Annotated in this window: 16 protein-coding genes; 11 read left to right on the top strand and 5 right to left on the bottom strand. The window is 71.8% G+C overall.

Annotated features, from left to right (window positions below; translation table 11 throughout):
* The first annotated feature begins 12 nt into the window (after positions 1-12).
* On the top strand, positions 13-2,361 hold the full coding sequence (locus tag C6W10_RS30235) for a hypothetical protein (protein WP_234361482.1): 2,349 nt from the start codon (positions 13-15) through the stop codon (positions 2,359-2,361).
* A 48-nt stretch (positions 2,362-2,409) separates the two neighbouring features.
* On the opposite strand, the gene C6W10_RS30230 is transcribed toward C6W10_RS30235, so the two are convergent.
* From C6W10_RS30230 to C6W10_RS30220, 3 genes are all read right to left on the bottom strand, one after another.
* Positions 2,410-3,912, bottom strand: a complete 1,503-nt coding sequence (locus C6W10_RS30230; RefSeq protein ID WP_107262511.1) for a glycosyltransferase family 87 protein — start codon at positions 3,910-3,912, stop codon at positions 2,410-2,412.
* Between the two features lie 163 nt (positions 3,913-4,075).
* Positions 4,076-6,985, bottom strand: coding sequence for a transglycosylase domain-containing protein (locus tag C6W10_RS30225; protein ID WP_107262510.1), 2,910 nt, complete (start codon positions 6,983-6,985; stop codon positions 4,076-4,078).
* 200 nt (positions 6,986-7,185) lie between these two features.
* The gene (locus C6W10_RS30220; RefSeq protein ID WP_107262509.1) at positions 7,186-7,653 is read right to left on the bottom strand and encodes a DUF5318 domain-containing protein; all 468 of its coding nucleotides are present in this window, start codon (positions 7,651-7,653) and stop codon (positions 7,186-7,188) included.
* A 199-nt stretch (positions 7,654-7,852) separates the two neighbouring features.
* Here C6W10_RS30220 and C6W10_RS30215 point away from each other — a divergent pair, with 199 nt between their 5' ends.
* The 4 genes from C6W10_RS30215 to C6W10_RS30200 all read left to right on the top strand — a co-directional run bounded on the left by C6W10_RS30215 (position 7,853) and on the right by C6W10_RS30200 (position 12,413).
* Entirely contained in the window at positions 7,853-8,497 is a 645-nt protein-coding gene (locus C6W10_RS30215) for a PadR family transcriptional regulator (protein ID WP_107264400.1), read from the top strand.
* Positions 8,498-8,520: 23 nt separating this feature from the next.
* Positions 8,521-9,600, top strand: coding sequence for an inositol-3-phosphate synthase (locus C6W10_RS30210; protein ID WP_107262508.1), 1,080 nt, complete (start codon positions 8,521-8,523; stop codon positions 9,598-9,600).
* A 266-nt stretch (positions 9,601-9,866) separates the two neighbouring features.
* The gene (locus tag C6W10_RS37625; RefSeq protein WP_159104817.1) at positions 9,867-10,280 is read left to right on the top strand and encodes a hypothetical protein; all 414 of its coding nucleotides are present in this window, start codon (positions 9,867-9,869) and stop codon (positions 10,278-10,280) included.
* A gap of 75 nt (positions 10,281-10,355) precedes the next feature.
* Positions 10,356-12,413 carry a heavy metal translocating P-type ATPase gene (locus C6W10_RS30200; protein WP_107262506.1) on the top strand — a complete coding sequence of 686 codons (2,058 nt, stop codon included), beginning with the start codon at positions 10,356-10,358 and terminating at the stop codon, positions 12,411-12,413.
* Positions 12,414-12,466: 53 nt separating this feature from the next.
* On the opposite strand, the gene C6W10_RS30195 is transcribed toward C6W10_RS30200, so the two are convergent.
* A complete protein-coding gene (locus tag C6W10_RS30195) occupies positions 12,467-12,970 on the bottom strand; it encodes a methylated-DNA--[protein]-cysteine S-methyltransferase (protein ID WP_107262505.1) in 504 nt (167 codons plus the stop codon).
* A gap of 121 nt (positions 12,971-13,091) precedes the next feature.
* Here C6W10_RS30195 and C6W10_RS30190 point away from each other — a divergent pair, with 121 nt between their 5' ends.
* The 6 genes from C6W10_RS30190 (at position 13,092) to C6W10_RS30165 (ending at position 20,246) form a co-directional block, all read left to right on the top strand.
* On the top strand, positions 13,092-13,658 hold the full coding sequence (locus C6W10_RS30190) for a TetR/AcrR family transcriptional regulator (protein WP_107262504.1): 567 nt from the start codon (positions 13,092-13,094) through the stop codon (positions 13,656-13,658).
* Positions 13,659-13,741: 83 nt separating this feature from the next.
* A complete protein-coding gene (locus tag C6W10_RS30185; RefSeq protein WP_107264399.1) occupies positions 13,742-15,940 on the top strand; it encodes an MMPL family transporter in 2,199 nt (732 codons plus the stop codon).
* A gap of 114 nt (positions 15,941-16,054) precedes the next feature.
* On the top strand, positions 16,055-16,579 hold the full coding sequence (locus tag C6W10_RS30180; protein ID WP_107262503.1) for a SigE family RNA polymerase sigma factor: 525 nt from the start codon (positions 16,055-16,057) through the stop codon (positions 16,577-16,579).
* A gap of 22 nt (positions 16,580-16,601) precedes the next feature.
* A complete protein-coding gene (locus C6W10_RS30175; protein ID WP_107262502.1) occupies positions 16,602-17,795 on the top strand; it encodes a WD40 repeat domain-containing protein in 1,194 nt (397 codons plus the stop codon).
* 276 nt (positions 17,796-18,071) lie between these two features.
* Positions 18,072-18,584 (top strand): hypothetical protein, encoded by a 513-nt coding sequence (locus C6W10_RS30170; protein WP_107262501.1) that lies wholly within the window; start codon positions 18,072-18,074, stop codon positions 18,582-18,584.
* A 132-nt stretch (positions 18,585-18,716) separates the two neighbouring features.
* Entirely contained in the window at positions 18,717-20,246 is a 1,530-nt protein-coding gene (locus tag C6W10_RS30165; protein WP_107264398.1) for a flotillin family protein, read from the top strand.
* A 105-nt stretch (positions 20,247-20,351) separates the two neighbouring features.
* Here the strand turns inward: C6W10_RS30165 and C6W10_RS30160 are convergent, their stop codons facing one another.
* Positions 20,352-20,990, bottom strand: coding sequence for a hypothetical protein (locus C6W10_RS30160; protein WP_159104816.1), 639 nt, complete (start codon positions 20,988-20,990; stop codon positions 20,352-20,354).
* Positions 20,991-21,111: the final 121 nt, after the last annotated feature.

Genomic DNA, 21,111 nt, shown 5'->3' with positions numbered 1-21,111 from the left:
GGCGAGGACCCGATGTCGACGGACCAGTCCAACGCCAACGAGACAACCCGGTCCAGCGCGCCGACCGGCTCCGCCGACCCGGCCCCGGACCCGGCTGCGACCCCGGACCCCGCTGCGGCCCCGGACCCGGCTGCGGCCACGACCGGGCCGGCGGCCGCGACGGTCGGTGCCTCGACGGCGGCGAGCCCGACAGCCGAGGTGAGCCCGACGACGACGCAGTCGGCGGCAGTCACCGGAGCCCCGGCCAGCGGGGCGACACCGGCCGACCAGGACGAGGCCGCGAAGACCGGCGACGCCGGGGCGACCGGGAACGACCCCGCCGAGGGCGGTAACACCGCCAAGGACGCCTCCTCGAAGGACGCGGACGTCACCGGGGACGAGCCGGAGGACGACGCGGCCAAGACGCCAGCGGACGGCAAGGCTAAGTCGGCGGACGGCAAGTCCGAGCCAGCGGACGGCAAGGCGAAGGACGACGCGGGGAACGACAGCAAGGAGAAGGAGAGCGCGGGGAAGGAGAGCAAGGACAAGGAGAGCAGGGACGGGACGGAGAAGTCGGCCGGCGGTACGGAGCCGGCGAAGCCCGCCGATCCGTTCGCCGCGTTCGCGCCGGCCCCCGAGGTGGTACCGGGACGGTTCCGGCGGATCGGCCGGGCGGTGGGCCGTCGGCTGGTACACGAGTGGACGCTGGCCGGGCTCGCCGCCCTGGCGCTGGCGGTCCTGATGACCTGGCCGACCCTGCGCTATCCCCGGCACACCCTGCCGCAGGACTACTGGGACCCGGCGCTCCAGGCCTGGCAGGTCGCCTGGTCCGGGCACATCCTGTTGACCAAGCCGGCCCAGCTCTGGCAGAGCAACGCCTTCTTCCCGGAGACCTGGACCTTCGCCTTCTCCGACACCCTGCTCGGGTACGCCCCGGCGGGCATGATCGGTCAGGGCCCGGAGGCGGCGATCCTCCGCTACAACATCCTCTTCGTCCTGGCCCACGCGCTCGCCGCGCTCGGGGCGTACGCGCTGGTGCGGCAGCTCGGGGCGGGACGGATCGGCGCCGCCGTGGCCGGGATCGGCTTCGCGTACGCGCCGTGGCTGCTCGGCCAGGCCGGTCACCTGCACGTGCTCTCCAACGGCGGTATCCCGCTCGCCCTGGCCATGCTGGCCCGGGGACACGGCTGGTCGCTGCGGCACGGCTACCGCCCGGAACGTCGACGTTCCGGCTGGGCGTTCGCCGGCTGGCTGGTCGCCGCCTGGCAGCTCAGCCTCGGCTTCGGCATCGGCCTCGTCTTCGCGTACGTGATGGGTCTGATCGCGGTCGTGGTGCTGCTGGGCTGGCCGGTCCGGCGGATCCTGCGCCGTCCCCGGCGCCAGTGGTTCGGGTTCCGGCTGCTGCTCGCCGACTTCTGGGGCGGCGCGATCTTCGCCGCGACCGGTGCGCTGCTGGCGATCCCGTACTTCAAGGTCGCCGAGCTGCACCCCAACGCCCGGCGGACCGCCGAGGAGCTGCACAACTACTCCCCGCCGCCGGGTGGTTTCCTCACCGCTCCGCCGGAGTCGCTGATCTGGGGGGACCTGCACGAGCCGGTCCGGGCCGGGCTGCCGGGGCTGCCGGAGACCACCCTGCTGCCGGGGTACGTCCTCTTCGCGCTCGCCCTCGGCGGCCTCTTCTTCTCGATCTGGACGGTACGCCAGCGCCTGCTGCTCCTGGCGGCCGTGCTCGCCACCGGGGTGCTGGCGATGGGCAGCCGGTTCTTCGGCGGTACCTGGACCTATCTTCCGCTCTTCGAGCACCTGCCCGGCTGGGACGGCCTGCGTACGCCGGGCCGGCTGATGATCTGGGTGACCCTGCTGCTCTGCGTACTCGCCGCCGGCTCGGTCGGCGCGTTCGCGCAGCGGGCCCGGGAGATCTCGGCCGTCGAACGGGTGCCGCCCCGGCCGGGTCCGCTCCTGCGGCTGGTCACGCTGCTGCCGATCGTGTTGGTGCTGGTCGAGGGGCTGAACACCACGCCACATCCGGTGGTACCGGTGCAGCCCGCGTCGATGCGGGTGGCGACCGGACCGATCCTGGTGCTCCCCTCGGACCAGAAGACCGACCAGCACGTGATGCTCTGGTCGACCAGCCGGTTCCAGGACATCGTCAACGGCGGCAGCGGGTTCACCCCGAACCGGCTCGCCGAGGTGCGCCAGGCGACGGCGAACTTCCCCGACCAGGCGAGCATCGACTTCCTGCGCAACATGGGCGTGCGTACGGTGATCGTGCTCCGGGACCGGGTCGCCGGTACCCCGTTGCAGACCACCGTCGACCTGCCGGTCGACTCGCTCGGGATCAGCCGGGAGGACGTCGGGGAGACGGTCGTCTACCGGCTCTGATCCGGCCCCGATCCGGCGGCTGCGGTCCCGCCGACGGGGCCACCTCGGTCAGCTGGTGGCGGGGGCCGGTTCGACCGGTGTTGGCCGGCCCCTGAGTCGGGTGAGCCAGGAGGCGTCCGGAGCGCCGTCGTAGATCCCGCCGTCGGGATCGTCGAGGTAGGTGTTCCGGACCGGGTCGCCCTCGGGCCGGAGGATGTCCCGGACGACCAGCACGCAGAGCACCACGACGGTGGTCAGCCGCAGCGTGGCCGCGAGCACGAAGACGCCCTCCGGGAAGACCTGCTTGCCGCCGGCTCCGAGCAGTTCGCCGTAGAACGCGACGAAGTAGCCGATCTCGGCGAACTGCCAGGCGAGGAAGGCACCCCAGCGCGGCCGGGCCAGCACCAGCAGCGGCAGCAGCCAGAGGTTGAACTGCTGCGACCAGACCTTGCTGAAGATCAGGAACGCCGCGACCATCAGGAAGACCAGCGCGGCCAGCCGGGGCCGGCGCTTGGCGAAGAGCGCCAGCGCGCCGATGGCGAGGAACGCGACGGTGATCAGGGCGTACGAGAGGAGGTTCAGGGTCGGGATGTTGTTGCTGAGCCACTGGAACGGGCCCTCGTCGCCGGCGCCGCCGCTGTTCCACTTGCTGTCCAGGTAACGGCCGATATACCAGAGGGTGCCCCAGTCGACCGCCCGTTCGCTGTTCAGGTCGAAGAAGCGGCGCCAGTTTTCCGGGTAGAGGATCGCGATCGGCAGGTTCACCGCCACGATGGTGACGATGGCCGAGCCGATCGTCACCACCATCTCCTTCACCCGGGCGGTACGCAGCCCGAGCAGGAAGAGCGGCCAGAGCACGAAGAGCGGCCAGAGTTTCGCGGAGGTGGCCAGGCCGAGCAGGATGCCGGCGGCCAGGGGTTGTCGTTTCGCCCAGGCGTACATGCCGATCGCGGCCAGCCCGATGGCGAGCAGGTCCCAGTTGACGGTGGCGGTGACCAGCAGCGCGGGGGAGAGCGCGAACATCGCCGCGTCCCAGGGGCGGCGGCGGCGCAGCGCCAGGATCATCGCCACGGTGGCCACCGCGAGCGCGCCGAGGACCAGCGCGTTCAGGTTGTAGAACCACTGCGGCTGGTTGATCTCGGGCCGGTCGACTCCGATGTTGTGCACCGGCAGGCCGAGCGCACCCATGAAGTAGCCGGTGACCACCGGGTATTCCACCGGGTGGTCCCGGTAGGGCACCTTGCCCTCGTTGAGCCCTTCGGCGTAATAGAGGGCCAGCACGTCGGTGTAGCAGAACCGGGTGTACTGGACGTTGTTCTGCCAGGCGCCGTCCTGGCAGGGCGACTTCTGCACCCAGTGCAGGGCCAGGGTGAGGCAGGTCAGCGCCAGCACGATCCGGGCGGCCGTCCAGAACCGGCCGCTGGCCTGGGTGCCCCGGCGCTCGACACCGCTGGCGTGCGCACCGATCGGGCCGCCGATGGCCTCGGAGAGCCCCCGGACGAAGCCGTCCGACCGGGAGGGATGGTCAGCCTTCTCAGGTTCGTCGATGCCAGCCGGCGACTGCGCGCTCATGAACAGGCATCCTGCCGTACCGGGTCGGGTTCCGTCCGGCCCGGTCCACCGTGTCGGCGGTTGGAGTCGAAAAGACGGCCGGCGGCCGGGTCGTGGGACCCGGCCGCCGGCCGCATCGATCGATGGAACTCACTGCCCCGAGGTGGGGCGTGGGAGTCGGTGACTAGCCGCCACCGCCACCTCGGCCGTTGCCGTTTCCGCCACCGCCGCCATCGTCGTCATCTCCGGGCGGAAGGTCCGGACCACCTCCACCCGGGCCGCCGCCGGCTGGCGGGCAGATCAACGGGGGCGGGTTCGGGCCCTGGCAGATGGGGTTACCACCGGGGTTGCCGCCGGGGTTGCCGCCACCGGGACCCGGGTTGGGGGGCACCGGCGGCGGGGTCTGCACCGGCTCCTTGCCGTTGCCGGCCTCCTTGTCGCCCATCTTCTTGGCGTCCGGCAGGGGCATCGCCTCCTTGCCGGCCAGGGCCTTGCTCATGTACTGCTGCCAGATGTCGGCCGGCAGCCCACTACCGCCGACGTCTTGGCCGCCCTTGGTCTTGATCTGGGGCTTCTTCGGGTCCTTGCTGCCGACCCAGACCGCGGTGGCGACCTGCGGGGTGTAGCCGACCATCCAGGCGTGCGCGTTGTCCTTCTGGTCGTATTCCCAGGTGCCGGTCTTGCCGGCCTCTTCCCGGCCCTCGAGGTTGCCGTTGTTCGCCTTGGGAATTTCCTTCAGGACCGCGGTGACCTCGTCGGCGACGTTCTTCGGGATGCGCTGCTTCGGATCGGCCTTCGCCCCGCCGATCTTCTTCCACTGGCCGGTTTCCGGGTCCTGCTGTTCGATCAGCTCGATGAAGTGCGCCTTGTTGTAGACGCCGCCGTTGGCCAGCGTGGCCAGCCCGTTGGCGTGGTCGAGCACCGTGATCGGGTACTGCCCGTACGCCACCACGTTGAAGAAGGGTTCCGGCGCCAGATCCTCCGGCTTCTCCTTCGTCAGGTCGTGCCACTTCGGCGGGATGTCCTTGGTCTCCCACATGGTCCGGACGCCGGCCTGCCGGGCCATCGACAGCACCTTGTCCGCGCCGATCTTCTCGGTCACGTGGTAGAAGGGCACGTTGTACGACCTGACGGTGGATTCCTTGAGCGTGCAGGCCTGGTCACAGGTCTCCCGCACGTCGCGGCCGGCGTTCTGCACCTTGATCTTGGTGTTCTTGACCGTGAACGGCCGGGCGTCCCAGATCGAATCGATCGAGATGCCCTCGTTGATCGCGGCCGCCAGGGTGTAGACCTTGAAGCTCGAGCCCGGCGGGTGGCCACCGCTCAGCACGCCGGCGTTGGTGTTCAGACCCGCGTAGTCGTAGTCCGCGCCGCTGTCGCCGCCGTAGTAGGCCAGCACCTTGCCGCTCTTCGGCTCGACCGAGACCAGCGCGGCCATCAGGTTGTCGGGCTGGCCGTCGAGCGGCGAGCCCTTCTTGCGCTGGGCCGCCTTCTCGGCCTCCATCTGCATCTTCCAGTTGATGGTCGTCTGGATCTTGTAACCACCGTCCCGGAGCGCGCTGGAACAGTCGACCTTGTCGGCCGTCGCCGGGCCGAGCGTGCAGAGGCCGCGCTCCGCCATCTCCGCCTTGACGTAGTTGATCACGTTGCCGCGCGGGGTCTTCACCCCGAACGCCTCGTTGGCGCTCTTCCTCTTCTGAATCTCCGGGTAGGTGAGCTGAGCCCGCTTCTCCGGTGACAGCCACTTCTTCTCGACCATGCCGTTGAGGACGTACTCCCAACGGGCCTTGGCCTCCTCGGGGTTGTCCGCCGGGTCGAAGCCCTTGTGCCCGGTCGCCGTGTCGACCTGCGGCTGCTTGATCACCGCCGCCAGCACCGCGCCCTCGGCCTCGGTGAGCTTGGAGGCCGACTTGGCGAAGTAGGTCTGCGCCGCGATCTCGATGCCGTACGCACCCCGACCGAAGTAGATCGTGTTGAGGTAGTGCTGCATGATCTCGTCTTTGTCGAACTGGTCGTTCAACTTGGAGGCGAGGATCGCCTCCTTGACCTTGCGCTGGTAGCTGTCGTCCTGGAGGTTCTCGTACGCGTTGCGGGCGTACTGCTGGGTGATCGTCGAGGCACCCTGCTTGCTGCCGCCGGTGAAGTTGTTCCAGGCGGCCCGGGCGATGCCGACGTAGTCCACCCCGTCGTGGGTGTAGAAGTTGCGGTCCTCGGCCGAGGCGACCGCCTTCTGCACGTGGTCCGGGATCTGCTTGATCGTGACGATCTGCCGGTTCTCGTCGCCCAGCTTGGCGACGACGTTCTTCTTGTCGGCGGCGTAGACCGTGGTCGCCAGCGGCAGCGGGAGCTGGTCCGGCATCGGGACGCTGGTGGAATACCAGGTCGCGGCGACCACACCGCCGCCGGCGAGCATGATGAAGACGGCGAAGGCAGCGATCAGCATGTTGACCCGCTTGCGCTTCTTGGCCCGCTTCTTCGCCGCCGGGTCGAGGTCACCGGTGCCACGACGACCCCGCCGACCGCCGGGGCCGTCCGGGTCGTCCGGTCCGCCGGGACCGGCCGGCGAGACGGGCACGACCGCCCGGCCCACCCGGGCCCGACCGGCGGCGCCGTTCGCGCCGCCGCCACTGACCGAGGCGGTACCCACGCTGGCCCGGCCGGCGGAGGCCCGGCCGGCACCGTAGCCACCCCCGGAGCCCGGCGCGTCGGGAACCGAGGCGCTGCCGACGCCGGCCCGGCCACCGACCCGGGCCCGCCCGGGAGAGGCGGAACCGACCGACGCGGAGCCGACCGACGCGGAGCCGGAGGCGGGCGAGACCGGCGCGGCCCAACCGCCGTCGGCGGAGCCCCGCCCGGGCGGTGTGGCCCGGCCGGAGGGGGCCCGGCCGCTGACGCTGGCCCGGGCCGACGCGCCGCCGGCCCGGTTGTTGTTGGCGGGCCAGCCACCCCGGTCACCGTCGGACGAGCGGCGAGCGGCTCCCGGGTCGTCCCAGGACGGGCGCTGGTATGGATCGTCCGCTGGTCCGTGGTCGCCGTTCGCGCCCGGGTACTGGGCCCGACCGCGCGCGGAACTAGGATCGCCGTACGAGTTCATTCGTCACACCCTGCCGGTCGCGGTGATGGCCATGTGCGCCACCACCGGGTTGCCGTGAGTTGGGACACGCTCCACCCCGGATCGGAGACGCCGATCCACGGATGGTGCGACATCGGAAAAAACCGGACTTTTCCGGTTTGCTGGATAAGACTCGTCCTCTGGCCGGGAGACGATCCCGAAGGCCGGGGAGCGAGTCAGGGTCACCGGCGCGCCTCACGCCTTCGTCTGACCGAGGTGCCGTTCGACGCGGCCACGGCCGCACCCGCGGCCGGCTCGGCGGCGCCGACGCTGTCGTCACCGGAGACGCCGTCCCGGCCGAGCAGGAACTGCTCGACGAGATGGTTCCAGTCGCAGCCGCGGCACACCTCCACCACGTAGACCTGGAACTCACGCAGGGTCATCGCCAGCACCGACAGCTCCGCTCGGGTGCGGGCCTGGCCGGCAGACTGCTTGAGTTCATCGCCGTAAATGTAGTGGACGTGGGTCAGATTTTCCCGTCGGCAGACCGGACAGAGCGTCTCGGTCGGCTCACCGTGGAACCGGGCAGCGTTCTTGAGGTACGGCGACGCGTCGCACACCTCGTACGTCCCCACCCGACCCGAATGCACCTCACGCAGCACCGCTCGCTTCTGTAGCGAGTAGTCGACGACCTGGCGCTGCGAACGCATGGGCAGAAGAGTACTGGCTCCGGCCGGACGAGGCGACCACCGTCACTTACTGTAATCGAACCTGTGCCGTGTGGGGGTTTGCCTCGCCGCCCCGGAGGGTCTACGGTGCGATGTATCGGGCCGATACATCGGGCCGGTGAACGGGCTCCCGACGGCGGGAAGCCACCGGGATCCGACGGAGACACGGAGAGGGGTGCTCGTGCTCGAGCTCGCCATCCTCGGTCTCCTGCAGGAGTCCCCCATGCACGGCTACGAGCTCCGCAAGGAACTCGCCGCCAAGCTGGGGGCGATCCGGGCAGCGATCAGTTACGGCTCGCTCTATCCGACCCTGCGTCGGTTGCAGGCGGCCGGCTGGATCACCGAGGCGGCCGAGACACCGGCCACCGCCGAGGAGATCCCGGCACTGACCAGCCGTCGCGGGCGCGTGGTCTACAAAATCACCGCGGAGGGCAAGGAACGGTTCGCCGAACTGATCGCCCAGACCGGTCCAGAGAGTTACGAGGACACCGGGTTCGGAGTGCACTTCGCATTCTTCGCCCGTACCGACCGAGCGACCCGACTCCGCATCCTGGAGGGCCGGCGCCGCAAGGTGGAGGAGCGTCGCGAGGGCCTGCGCGACGTGTTGAGCCGGGCGGCCGAACGGCTCGACGCGTACACGCTCGAACTTCAACGTCACGGCCTCGACGCCTGTGAGCGCGAGGTCCGCTGGTTGGAGGAGCTCATCGCCAACGAGCGCTCCGGCCGGACCCCGGATGGGTCCACCCCGGGCACCGCCCCGGGTTCTTCAGACAAGAACATCCCGCCTCCGCCTGGACAGTCCAGGAATGAGTCGGAGCGGCCGTGATGAACACAAAGGAGGCAAACGCGATGGGCTCCGTCCGCGTCGCCATCGTCGGTGTGGGTAACTGCGCCTCGTCCCTGGTCCAGGGCGTCGAGTACTACCGCAATGCCGACCCCAACGACCGCGTCCCGGGTCTCATGCACGTCACCTTCGGCGACTACCACGTATCGGACGTGGAGTTCGTCGCGGCGTTCGACGTCGACGCCAAGAAGGTGGGCATGGACCTCGCGGAGGCGATCGTCGCCAGCGAGAACAACACCATCAAGCTGTGTGACGTGGCGCCGACCGGCGTACTCGTGCAGCGTGGTCCGACCCTGGACGGGCTGGGCCAGTACTACCGGGAGATCGTCGAGGAGTCCGACCGCCAGCCGGCCGACGTCGTCGCGGCGCTGCGCGAGGCCCGGGTCGACGTGGTGGTCTGCTACCTGCCGGTGGGCTCCGAGGAGGCCGCGAAGTTCTACGCCACGGCCGCGATCGAGGCGGGCTGCGCCTTCGTGAACGCGCTGCCGGTCTTCATCGCCTCCGACCCGGTGTGGGCGCAGAAGTTCGTCGACGCCGGGCTGCCGATCGTCGGTGACGACATCAAGAGCCAGGTCGGCGCGACCATCGTGCACCGGGCGCTGGCGAAGCTCTTCGAGGACCGGGGTGTCGAGCTGCTCCGCACGTACCAGCTCAACTTCGGCGGCAACATGGACTTCATGAACATGCTGGAGCGCAGCCGCCTGGTCTCGAAGAAGATCTCCAAGACCCAGTCGGTGACCTCCCAGATCCCGCACGAGATCAACAAGGGCGACGTGCACATCGGGCCGTCGGACCACGTGCCGTGGCTGGACGACCGCAAGTGGGCGTACATCCGGCTGGAGGGGCGCTCCTTCGGTGACGTCCCGCTGAACGCGGAGCTGAAGCTCGAGGTCTGGGACTCGCCGAACTCGGCCGGCGTCATCATCGACGCTGTCCGGGCCGCGAAGATCGCCCTCGACCGGGGCGTCGGGGGGCCGATCCTCTCCGCGTCGAGCTACTTCATGAAGTCGCCGCCGGAGCAGTACGCCGACCACGACGCCCACCAGGCCGTCGAGGACTTCATCGCCGGCACCATCGAGCGCTGAGGGTGAGACCCGGTGAGCGGGGCCGGACCGGAAACGGTCCGGCCCCGCTCGCGCTTTCCGGGACGGTGCTCCTGCTCGGCCTGGTCGTCGGGCTCGGCTGCGCGCGACCCGGTGCCGACGCCGGGGGCGGCGCACCGACCCCGACCGGCGTGGTCCGGCCGACTCCGGCCGGCAGCCCTTCCCGATCGCCCTACCGGTGCCCGCCGGCGCCCTCTGCCGCCCGGGTGACACCGGCGCCGCCGGCCGGCACCCGGAGCCCGGGGCCGATGCCGGACATCTCCCTGGGCGCCACCACCCGACCTCCGACCGAACAGGAACTGGCCGAGCAGTTCCACCGCAACGAGGAGGCCAACGAGGGCTTCCGGACCCGGGGCCGGCTCGGCGACGCGGCGGCCGCCGACGCGGCCGGCTGCGCGATCCGGGTACGCGCCGAGCTGGACCGGCTACGCCGACTGGGCCGGTACGACGTGACGTCGCTCACCGAGGCGCTCGGCCGGACCCGCCTGACCCAGGTCGAGGTACGCCCACCCGGCCGACTGGACCCGGCGGGTGGTGCCGGGCTGCTCTTCGCCGGCTGGACCGGGCACGCCTGCGTCTTCGGCAGCCACGGCCGGCCGGCGTCCACGGTCGAGATAGGCACCCCGATCCGGGACGGCGGCTGCCTGCCCGCCCCGGACTGAGCCCACCGGCCGGCCCGATGCGGCTTGCCGAATTACCCCCGGGGGGTATATTTCCTCCCGAGGGGGTGATCGGTCGTGCGCCACGACCACCAGCACCACGAGGCAGAGCCCGGGCACGGCGGACACGACAAACATGCCGGGCACGATCCGGAGGCGTTCCGCCGGAAGTTCTGGCTGAGCCTGGCACTGACCGTGCCGATCGTGCTGACCAGCCACATGGTGATGGACTGGTTCGGCTACTCGCTCGGCTTCCCCGGCATCTCGCTGGTCGGACCGGTACTCGGCTCGGTGGTCTTCCTCTACGGCGGCTGGCCGTTCCTGGTCGGCGGGCTCCGCGAGCTGCGCGACCGTACGCCGGGGATGATGCTGCTGATCTCGATGGCGATCACCGTCGCCTACGTCGCCTCGCTCGCCACCAGCCTCGGCACGTTCGACCTCGACTTCTGGTGGAGACTCGCCGCCCTGGTCACCATCATGCTGCTCGGGCACTGGCAGGAGATGAAGGCCATCGGGCAGGCCCGGGGTGCCCTCGCCGCACTCGCCGCGCTGCTGCCGGACGAGGCCGAACGGGTGGCGGCCGACGGCGACGTACGCCGGGTGCCCCTGGCCGAGCTGCGCGTCGGCGACGTGGTGCTGGTCCGCCCCGGCGCCCGGGTACCGGCCGACGGCCGGATCGCCGACGGCACCGCCGAGCTGGACGAGTCGATGATCACCGGCGAGTCCCGCCCGGTCTCCCGTACCCCCGGCGACCGGGTGGTGGCCGGCACCGTGGCGACCGACTCCGCGATCCGGGTCCGGATCGACGCCGTCGGCGAGGACACCGCGCTCGCCGGCATCCAGCGGCTGGTGGCCCAGGCGCAGCGGTCCAGCGGTCGCGCCCAGGTGCTCGCCGACCGCTTCGCCGGCTGGCTGTTCTACGTCGCCACCGCCACCGCCCTGACCACCTTCGTGGTCTGGTCCGCGCTGGGCGACGTCGACGAGGCGGTGGTGCGTACCGTGACGGTGCTGGTGATCGCCTGCCCGCACGCGCTCGGCCTGGCGATCCCGCTGGTGATCGCGCTCTCCACCGCCGTGGCCGCCAAGGCCGGCATCCTGGTCAAGGACCGGTTGGCGCTGGAGCGGATGCGCACCGTCGACACCGTGCTGTTCGACAAGACCGGCACCCTGACCCGAGGTGCCCACACCGTCACCGCGGTCGCCGCCGACCCGGGAACGGCGGGCGCCGAGGACGAGGTGCTCCGGCTGGCCGCCGCGGTCGAGTCGGACAGCGAGCATCCGCTCGCCCGGGCCATCGTCGCGGCCGCCGCCGAGCGCGGCGGCGTGCCGACCGCCACCGGCTTCCGGTCGCTGACCGGCCGGGGCGTGCGGGCCACCGTCGAGGGGCGGGACCTCGCGGTCGGCGGGCCGGCGCTGCTGCGCGAGCTGGCCGCCCGGCCCGGCGCCGACCTCGAACGGGTCGCCGCCGGCTGGTCGGCGCGCGGTGCCGCCGTGCTCTACCTGGTACGCCCGGACGACGCCGGGCCGCGCGTGCTCGGCGCACTGGCCCTGGAGGACGAGGTACGCCCGGAGGCCGCCGAGGCGCTCACCGAGCTGCGGGCCGCCGGGGTACGCCGGATCGCCATGATCACTGGTGACGCCCGGCCGGTCGCCGAGTCGGTCGCCGACAGGCTCGGCTTCCGACCGGGGGTGGACGAGGTCTTCGCCGAGGTGCTTCCGGCGGACAAGGACGACAGGGTGACCGACCTCCAGCGCCGGGGCGCGACGGTGGCGATGGTCGGCGACGGGGTCAACGACGCCCCGGCACTGGCCCGAGCCAGCGTCGGCATCGCGATCGGCGCCGGCACCGACGTGGCGATCGAGTCGGCCGGGGTGGTGCTCGCCTCGTCCGACCCGCGCGGGGTCACCGGCGTCATCCGGCTCTCCCGGGCCTCGTACCGGAAGATGATCCAGAACCTGGCCTGGGCCGCCGGATACAACGTGGTGGCGCTGCCGCTCGCCGCCGGGGTGCTCGCCTGGGCCGGGATCGCGCTGAGTCCGGCGGTCGGCGCCGTACTGATGTCCGGCTCCACCATCGTCGTGGCGCTGAACGCCCAACTCCTCCGCCGGGTACGACTGGTCCCGCCGGCACGCTGAGTCTGCCGGGTACGACACCTATATATAGGGCGGCCGTACGGAGAGAGTCGGGATCAGGCCCAGGCGCGCTCGAAGGCGATCCGTGCCTCCAGTTCGAGCAACTGGCGTTTGCGGGGCAGCCCACCGCCGAAGCCGACCAGTTTGCCGCCGGCACCGACGATCCGGTGACAGGGCACGATCACCGGGATCGGGTTGCGGTTGCAGGCCACTCCGACCGCCCGGGCCGCCCCGGGGTCGCCGACCGCCGCAGCCACCTCGCCGTAGGTGCGCGTCTCGCCGTACGGGATCTTCGACATCTCCGTCCAGACCGCCCGCTCGAACTCCGAGCCCCGGCGTACCGAGAGCGGCACGGCGAACTCCGTCAACTCCCCGGCAAAGTACGCCCGCAGCTCCGTCACCGCCGTCGCCAGCCCGGCGGCGTCCGGGTCGGCCGCCCCGGTCAGGGCGGTGGCGGGCAGCGCCCCTTCCATCGGCCCGAAGTGCACGCCACAGACGCCGACGTCGTCGACCCCGACGGAAAGCTCCCCGATCGGGGAGTCGAGTACGGTCCAGCGCATCCCGCCATTCTCCACCCCCGCGACCTGACCCCCGGTTCCGTAATCCGGCTCACATTCTGACCGATCGGTTAGTTACTGACCGATCGGTCAGTGCACGCTGGGACGCGGAGGTGGGAGCGCAGTGGCACGTGGCAGGACCCGGGCGGAAATCCTGGCAGTGGCGGGCGAGCGGTTCGCGCACGCCGGATTCAAGGGCACGTCCCTGCACGACATCGCGGTCGAGGTCGGCTGCTCCAAGGCCACCCTGCTCTACCACTTCGACAGCAAGGAGGCGATCCTCCTCGCCCTGGTCGCCCCGGCCGCCCGCGAGCTGGTCGAACTCGACGCGCGGCTCGGCGGGCTGGATGCCGACGCCGCGCGGGAGGCCGCCATCGACGGCTTCGTCGACCTGGTGGTGACGTACCGGCGGGAGGTCGCGCTCATCTACCACGACCTGCCGTACCTGCTCGAGCATCCGGCCTTCGCCGACCTGCAACCGGCGACCGCCCGGCTGATCTCGGCCTTCGCCGGCCGATCGACCGACCCGGCCGACGAGATCGCCGCACAGGTGCAGCTCGCCGGGATCACCGCGGTCGTCATCGACCGGCCCGACGACGACGCGGTCGAACTCCGCTCCGCGCTGGTCCGGATCGCCCGGCGGGCACTACTCCACCCGGCAGCGGCCCCGATCTCCGCAGACCGCACCTGATCCCCGGTTTGCCGGCCACGTCGCAGGGCACCGACCACCAACCCCGCAAGACACCCGATCCGACGACCAAGGAAGCGACCAACATGGCGACACTCCTCTACCGACTAGGCCGGGCATCGTTCCGGCGCCGCCGGCTCGTGGTGGTCCTCTGGCTCGTCCTGCTGGCCGCGCTCGGCGGGGCAGCGGTGGCGTTCATGGGCCCCACCTCGAGCAACTTCTCCATCCCCGGCACGGAGTCACAGCGGGCGATCGACGCGCTGGAGCGGGAGTTCCCGGAGGCGAGCGGCGCCACCGGCACCATCGTGGTGGCCGCGCCCGAGGGCCAGCAGCTCGGCACCCCTGAGCGGCGGGCGGCAGTCGCCGAACTGGTACGCGAGGCCGCCACCCTGCCCGGCGCGGTCGGCGCGCTCGACCCGTTCACCACCGGGGCGCTCTCCCAGGACGGCCGGTACGCGCTCGTGCAGGTGCAGTTCACCGAGCAGGCCGACGAGGTCACCGAGGCGCAGCGCGAGGCGTACGAGCACAGCGGCTCCGCCGCGACGGCGGCCGGGCTGCGGGTGGAACACGGCGGCGAGGTGATGTCCAGCGTGCCCGAGGTGGGCAGCACCGAGGCGATCGGCGTACTGGTCGCACTGGTCGTACTGGTCGTGACGCTCGGCTCGCTGGTCGCGGCCGGGATGACGATGCTCAACGCGCTGATCGGGGTCGCCGCCGGAATGGCCGGCCTGTACGCGCTCAGCAACGTCATCGAGCTGACGAGTACCGCTCCGATCCTCGCCCTGATGCTCGGCCTCGCGGTCGGGATCGACTACTCGCTCTTCATCACCTCCCGCTACCGGCAGAACCTGCTGGAGGGGCTGGAGCCGGAGGAGGCGGCCGGACGGGCGATCGGCACCGCCGGCTCGGCTGTGCTCTTCGCCGGGGTCACCGTCGTCATCGCGCTCGCCGGGCTGGCCGTGGTCAACATCCCGTTCCTGACCATCATGGGACTCGCCGCCGCCGGAACCGTCGCGGTCGCCGTACTCGTGGCCCTGACGCTGCTGCCCGCGCTGCTCGGCTTCGCCGGCCGGCGGGTGCTGCCGCGCCGGCTGCGCAACAGCACCACCGGTCCGGAGTCGGCCGCCGCTGCCGCCGAGGGCTTCGGGTTCCGCTGGGCCCGGCTCGTCATCCGGCTCCGGATACCGCTGATCCTGGTCTCCGTGCTCGGGCTCGGCGCACTCGCCCTGCCCGCCGTCGACATGCGGGTCGCGCTGCCGGACCACGGCACCGCTCCGCACGGTACGCCGCAGCGCGAGGCCGCCGACCTGATCACCGAGGGGTTCGGGCCGGGATTCAACAACCGCCTGGCGCTGGTGGTCTCCAGCGAGTCGCCCGAGCGGACCGCCACGGTCGCCCAGGAGGTCACCGCCGTACTCCAGGGCACCGAGAACCTGCTCGCGGTCAGCCCGCCCAACCTGAGCCAGGACCGGCTGACCGCCCTGCTGGCGGTGATCCCGACGACCGGTCCGACCGACCCGGCGACCGAGACCCTGGTGCACCAGATCCGGGAGAAGGTCGGCCCGATCGACGGGGTCGCCGGCACCGACGTGGCGCTGACCGGCCAGACGGCGGTCGGGATCGACGTCTCGGAGACCCTCGCCGACGCGATGCCGTGGTATCTGCTGCTCGTGGTGGGGCTGTCGGTACTGCTGCTGATGCTGGTCTTCCGGTCGCTGCTGGTACCGCTGAAGGCGGCGCTGGGCTTCCTGCTCACCGTCGGGGCCACCTTCGGGCTCACCGTGCTCGTCTTCCAGCAGGGCCACCTCAGTGAGCTGGTCGGGCTGGACACCCCGGGTCCGCTGGTCAGCTTCCTGCCGATCCTGCTGATCGGCATCCTCTTCGGCCTGGCGATGGACTACGAGGTGTTCCTGGTCTCCCGGATGCGGGAGGACTTCGTGCACGGCGACACCCCGACCCAGGCCACCATCAACGGCATGGGGCACGGGGCCCGGGTGGTCACCGCCGCCGCGCTGATCATGACCTCGGTCTTCGCCGGCTTCGTCCTGCTCGACGACCCGGTGATCAAGTCGATGGGCTTCGCGCTGGCCATCGGGGTGGCGATCGACGCGTTCGTGGTCCGGATGACGATCGTGCCGGCGGTGATCTCGCTGCTCGGCCGGAGCGCCTGGTGGCTGCCGGGCTGGCTGTCGAAGCTGCTGCCCAACGTCGACATCGAGGGCGAACGCCTGCGCCAGCACCTCGCCCCCGACGCCGAACCCGACCGGACCCCCGCCCGGGTCTGACCACCGCCCGACCGTGGGCTGCCACCACCCTCGGCGGGGCGGTGGCAGCCCACGTTTTTCGAACGAGGCAAACTTTTCCCCGTCCCCGACGTCTGAGGAGGCGGGAGGTGTGTCGTGGGTCGGGCGTCCGAGCGGGAGTTCACCGCATTCGTGCACGAGCGGGGCGACGTGTTGCTCCGCGTCGCCCAGGCGCTCGCCGGTGACCGCTACGCCGCCGAGGACCTGTTGCAGAACGCGCTGGCGAAGGCGTACGCCCGGTGGCCCCGGATCCGGGGCGACGCGGAGCCGTACGTCCGGCAGATCCTCTACCACGACCAGGTCTCGGCCTGGCGGCGGCGCGGACGGCGGGCCGAGGTGCCGCACGCCGAGGTGCCGGAACCACCCGCCCCCGACACCCAGCACGACCACGACACGGCGGTCCGGATGATGCTCCGGGACGCGCTGATGATGCTGCCACCCCGGCAGCGGGCGGTACTGGTGCTGCGCTATCTGGAGGACCAGACCGTGGAGCAGACCGCCGCCGCGCTCGGCTGCCGCCCCGGCACCGTGGCCAGCCAGGCGTCCCGGGCCCTGAGCAAGCTCCGCGAACTCGTGCCGGAGTTCGCCGAGCTGACCGAACCGGCGGAGGCACTGCGATGAAAGAGCGCGCGGAGGCACTGCGATGAGCGAGCGCGCGGACCGGCTGCTGCGGGAGGCCGTACACGAGTTGGCCGGCAGTCCGCACCAGCCGCCCGATTTCGCGGCCGCCGCCGTCGTGCAGGGACGGCGGATGCGCCGACGCCGGCAGACGATCGCGGCCGCGGCGTCGGTCGTCGCGGTCGCCGCCATCGTGGCACCGTACGTCTGGCTCCGGCCCGACCCGCAGCCGCCGGGCCTGGCGGTCGGCGGCCCACCGGCGACGACGACACCGGCAGCGGCGACGACGAGTCCGCCGACCCCCCAGCCGACCCCGTCGGGCGACTGGCACGACGGACCGGTGGAGCTGCCCGGCGGCGCCCTGCTGCTCAGCGCGCGCCCGGCCGGGTCGAAGGGCCCGACCTGGGCGTACGACACCAATCGGCGGCGCTACGTCAGCGTCCCGGAGACCTACACCTCGGTACGGGTGTCTCCGCGCCACCCGGTGGCCGCGGTACGCCACTCCGGGCGCTCCACCGAGATCGGGCTCTACGACCTGGCCACCGGCAAGCCGCAGTGGTTCGAGACCGGTGCCACCGTCGCGGGCGTCGAGTGGTCGCCGGACGGGCGACGGCTGCTCGTCAGCCTCCGGGACAAGAAGGGGGTCGCCTCGATCGGGCTCTTCGTCCTCGGGGAGGGAACGCTCCAGTTCCATCCGGTCAAGGCGCGCCCGGTGAGCTGCGCCGGCCTGTGCCGCTTCACCTGGACGCCGAACGGCCGGGAGGTGGCGGTGTCGCAGGCCGACCCGGTCGTGAACCCGCCGGGGGCGGCCACGTCCTCCCGACCCGGCCTACAGTTCTTCGCGGCCGACGACGGTATGCCCACCCGCTCCGCGCCGGTGCACGGCGACGTCGCCAGCTCGGGGGCGTGGTCGCCGGACGGCGCGCTGGTGGTGGTCTCCGGGGAGCCCGGGCCTGCGGGCCGGGGAAACCCGATTCTGTCCGGCGGTGAGCAGGTGACCGGGCAGCTCGTCTCGGTGCAGACCGGCAAGGTGGTACGCCGACTGCCGACTGCCGACGTCACGTGGCTCACCGCCGACCGACTGCTCTATGTGGACGGTATGGCCCGGTCCGGCCGGCTCACCGCCGTACTCCTGGACCCGGCCGGGGTGGAGCACGAGCGGGTCGACCTCCCCGCCGAACTGGGCAGGAGCGACGAGATCACGGTCGCGGTGCGGTGAGCACCGGGTAACGATCCGGTACGTGCACAGCGGATCGGGGCAGTTTCACCCCCATTCCGGATGGCGAACGGCTAATGTCGCACGGACGTCCGGCCGGGGTGGGTGCGGTGAACCAGGCCCCGATCCGCTGCCCACCGGCCGGCGTCCGAACCGCCCCGCGCAGGGCTTGCCGCGCACGCTCCGGCTGGCCGTCCGGCTCCGTCCGCTGTGGACGCGCGACCTCCCGGCCCACGCTCAGCGGATTCCCAGGTTGCCTGGACCGGTTACCTTGCAGTCGTGGCAGCGGGGACTCTGATCTTCCTCATCATCGGCGGCGCCGGAGTCGCGGTGCTGGTGCTCGCCCTGCTCGGTACGGAGTTGGCGCACATCGGCAACCCGGACATCGACGGTCCGGTCAGCCTGGAGGCGATGGCCGCGTTCGCCGGCGTACTCGGCTTCGGCGGAGCCATCGCCAACGAACTGCTCGGCGGTCGTACCCTCGGCCAGGTCGTCGCCGCGGGCGGCCTGGGCGCGCTGGCGGCGGTGCCGGCCGGTTGGCTCGCGGCCCGGATCTCCCGGGCGGCCCGGAACATGCGGACCGACGCCACCCCCACCCGCAACGACCTGGTCGGCTCCCTCGGGGTGGTGGTCACCCCGATCCCCACCGCCGGCTACGGCGAGGTGCGGGTCCGGGTGGGCGGCCAGCCGGTGAAACTCAACGCCAGGGCCGAGCGGCCGATCGCGCTCGGCGCGCAGATCTTCGTCGTCGAGGCGCTGACCGAGACCAGCGTCCTGGTCGAGACCTACTGACCCCGGACCGCTCCGCGGGCCGCGTGCCGCCGCTCGGACCCCGGCACGACGCACCGGACACACCCCATCCGCCACCCACGAACGTCGGCAGTCGACCGCGCACGTCAACCCCAATCCGAAATGGACGGTGTCATGCTGATCCTCATCGCCATCGGCGGAGCAGTGCTCCTGGCCTTCATCCTCGTCATGTTCGTGCTCTCCCGGATCAAGGTCGCCGGGCCGAACGAGGCATTCATCGTCACCGGCCGCAAGGGCCGTACGACGCAGAGCGCCGACGGGAGCCGCTCGACCGACATGTCCGGGCAGAAGGTCGTACTCGGCGCCTCGGTCTTCGTCCTGCCGGTGGTGCAGAAGCTCCAGTCGCTCGACCTCTCCAGCCGGCGGATCGACGTCAGCATCAAGGGCGCGGTCAGCAAGCAGGGCATCCGGGCCGAGCTGCACGGCGTGGCGATCGTCAAGGTCGGCGGTACCGAGGACGCGATCCGCGCCGCGGCGCAGCGGTTCCTGCACCAGCAGGACGAGATCGAGAGCTTCACCCGCGAGGTACTGGCCGGCGCGCTCCGCTCGATCGTCGGCCGCCTCACCGTGGAGGAGGTCATCCGGGACCGGGCGGCGTTCGCCAGCGCGGTCGCCGAGGAGGCCGAGCACTCGATGACCAACCAGGGTCTGGTGCTGGACACCTTCCAGCTCCAGGACATCCTGGCCGAGGGCTCCTACCTCCAGGACCTGGGCCGGCCGGAGGCCGCCCGGGTGCTCAAGGACGCGGCCATCGCCGAGGCCCGGGCCCGGCAGGTCGCCGAGACGGAGCGGCTGCTCGCCGAGGAGAAGATCGCCGAGGCGAACCGGAACCTGGCACTGAAGCAGGCCGGCATCCAGGCCGAGATCGACGCCGCCAAGGCCAAGTCCGCCGCCGCCGGCCCGCTGGCCCAGGCCGAGCGGGACCAGGCGATCCTCACCGAGCAGCAGAAGGTCGCCGAGCGCAACGCCGAACTGAAGCAGCGCCAGCTCGACACCGAGGTCCGCAAGCCGGCCGACGCCGCCCGGTACAAGGTGGAGCAGGAGGCCGAGGCGTCCCGTAACGCGGCGGTGCTGGCCGCCGACGCCGAGCGGCAGGCCACCATCGCCGCCGCGCAGGCCGCCGCCGAGCAGGCCCGGCTGACCGGTGAAGGCGAGCGGGCCCGCCGGGCGGCGCTGGCCGAGGCGAACGCGATCGAGGGTGCCAAGGAGGGTGAGGCCGAGCAGCGCCGGCGTACCGCCATCGCCGACGCGGTCGAGCGGGAGGGCCAGGCGGAGGCGGCGGCGATCCTCGCCCGGGGCCAGGCCGAGGCCGAGGCGATGTCGCGCAAGGCCGAGGCCTTCTCGGCGTACGGCGAGGCGGCCGTGCTCGACCTGCTGGTCAAGGTACTGCCGCAGGTGGTCGAGGCGGCGAGCGCCCCGGTCGGCGCGATCGACAAGATCACGGTGATCTCCACCGACGGCGCCTCCTCGCTGACCAAGTCGGTGGCGGCCAACGTGGCCCAGGGGCTCCAGCTAGGCACCGACCTGACCGGGGTCGACCTGGCCGGGCTGCTCGCCCGGCTCGGCGCGGCCCGGGGCGACGCCGACCAGGTCGTCGACGGCACGCTGACCAACGGCGGCAAGGCGGTCGAGCCGAAGAGCTGACCCGGGGACGTTCCACCCCGCGGCCCGGCCCGGAGTTGCCGCTCCGGTGCCGGGCCGCCTGCCGTTACCGCTCCGGACTCCCTCCCCGCTGCCCCGGCCCGCCCGCTATCGGGAGCGGGTGTAGAGGGTGGTGAAGGCGAGGGACTTCTGGGTCAGCCGGTCACCGGCACAGGTGTAGTTGGCCGGGGCGGTGGAGGCGGTGAAGGGCCGCCAGGCTCCGGGCGTACCGGCACCGACCCGCAGCCGTACCTCGGCGGCGGAGCGTACGTCCCGCAGCTCGATCCGGTCCCCGACCACGGCGTAGCGGTAGTCGACCCGGCCGCGCAGTTCGAGTACGACCTCCTGGCCGGCGTAACTGCCGGCGAAGGAGGTGCCGTCGCCGTAGTCGGCGATCCCGGTGCCCCCGTCGCCCAGCGAGAGCGTCGAGCCGGTGCCACCGGTGAAGGCCAGCCGGCCCACCCCGGGCACGTCCACCTGCTCCTCGTGGGAGGTCACCCGCCAGACGCCGGTCAGGCAGCCGGCCCCGTCGGAGAGTGCTGCGCCGCTCGGCGTACTCCCCGCCGGCCGGGTGCCGCCGGTGGCGGGGTCGGCGCCCGTCGAGCCGGCACCGACCGGGTCCCGCGACCCGTCGTCGCGGAGCACGAGCACCAGCACGATGGCCACGACGAGGGCCACCAGCGTCGACAGCAGCGCCACCATCGGCACCAGGAAGGAGCGTTCGCCCGGCCGACCCGAGAGGGCCACGGTCACCTCCCCGCCCGTCGTACGCCGGATAGCACGCTATCGCCAGCGGGCGCGGCGGGCGAGCCGTCCGTTCGGGCATTGACAGACCGGCTGGCTGTAACAGAGTCTGTTACAGCCAGCG

The organism is Plantactinospora sp. BB1 (assembly GCF_003030385.1).
Taxonomy (GTDB): domain Bacteria; phylum Actinomycetota; class Actinomycetes; order Mycobacteriales; family Micromonosporaceae; genus Plantactinospora.
Note: the sequence above shows the minus strand (reverse complement) of the source record. Positions and strands in the feature narration are given on the sequence as shown.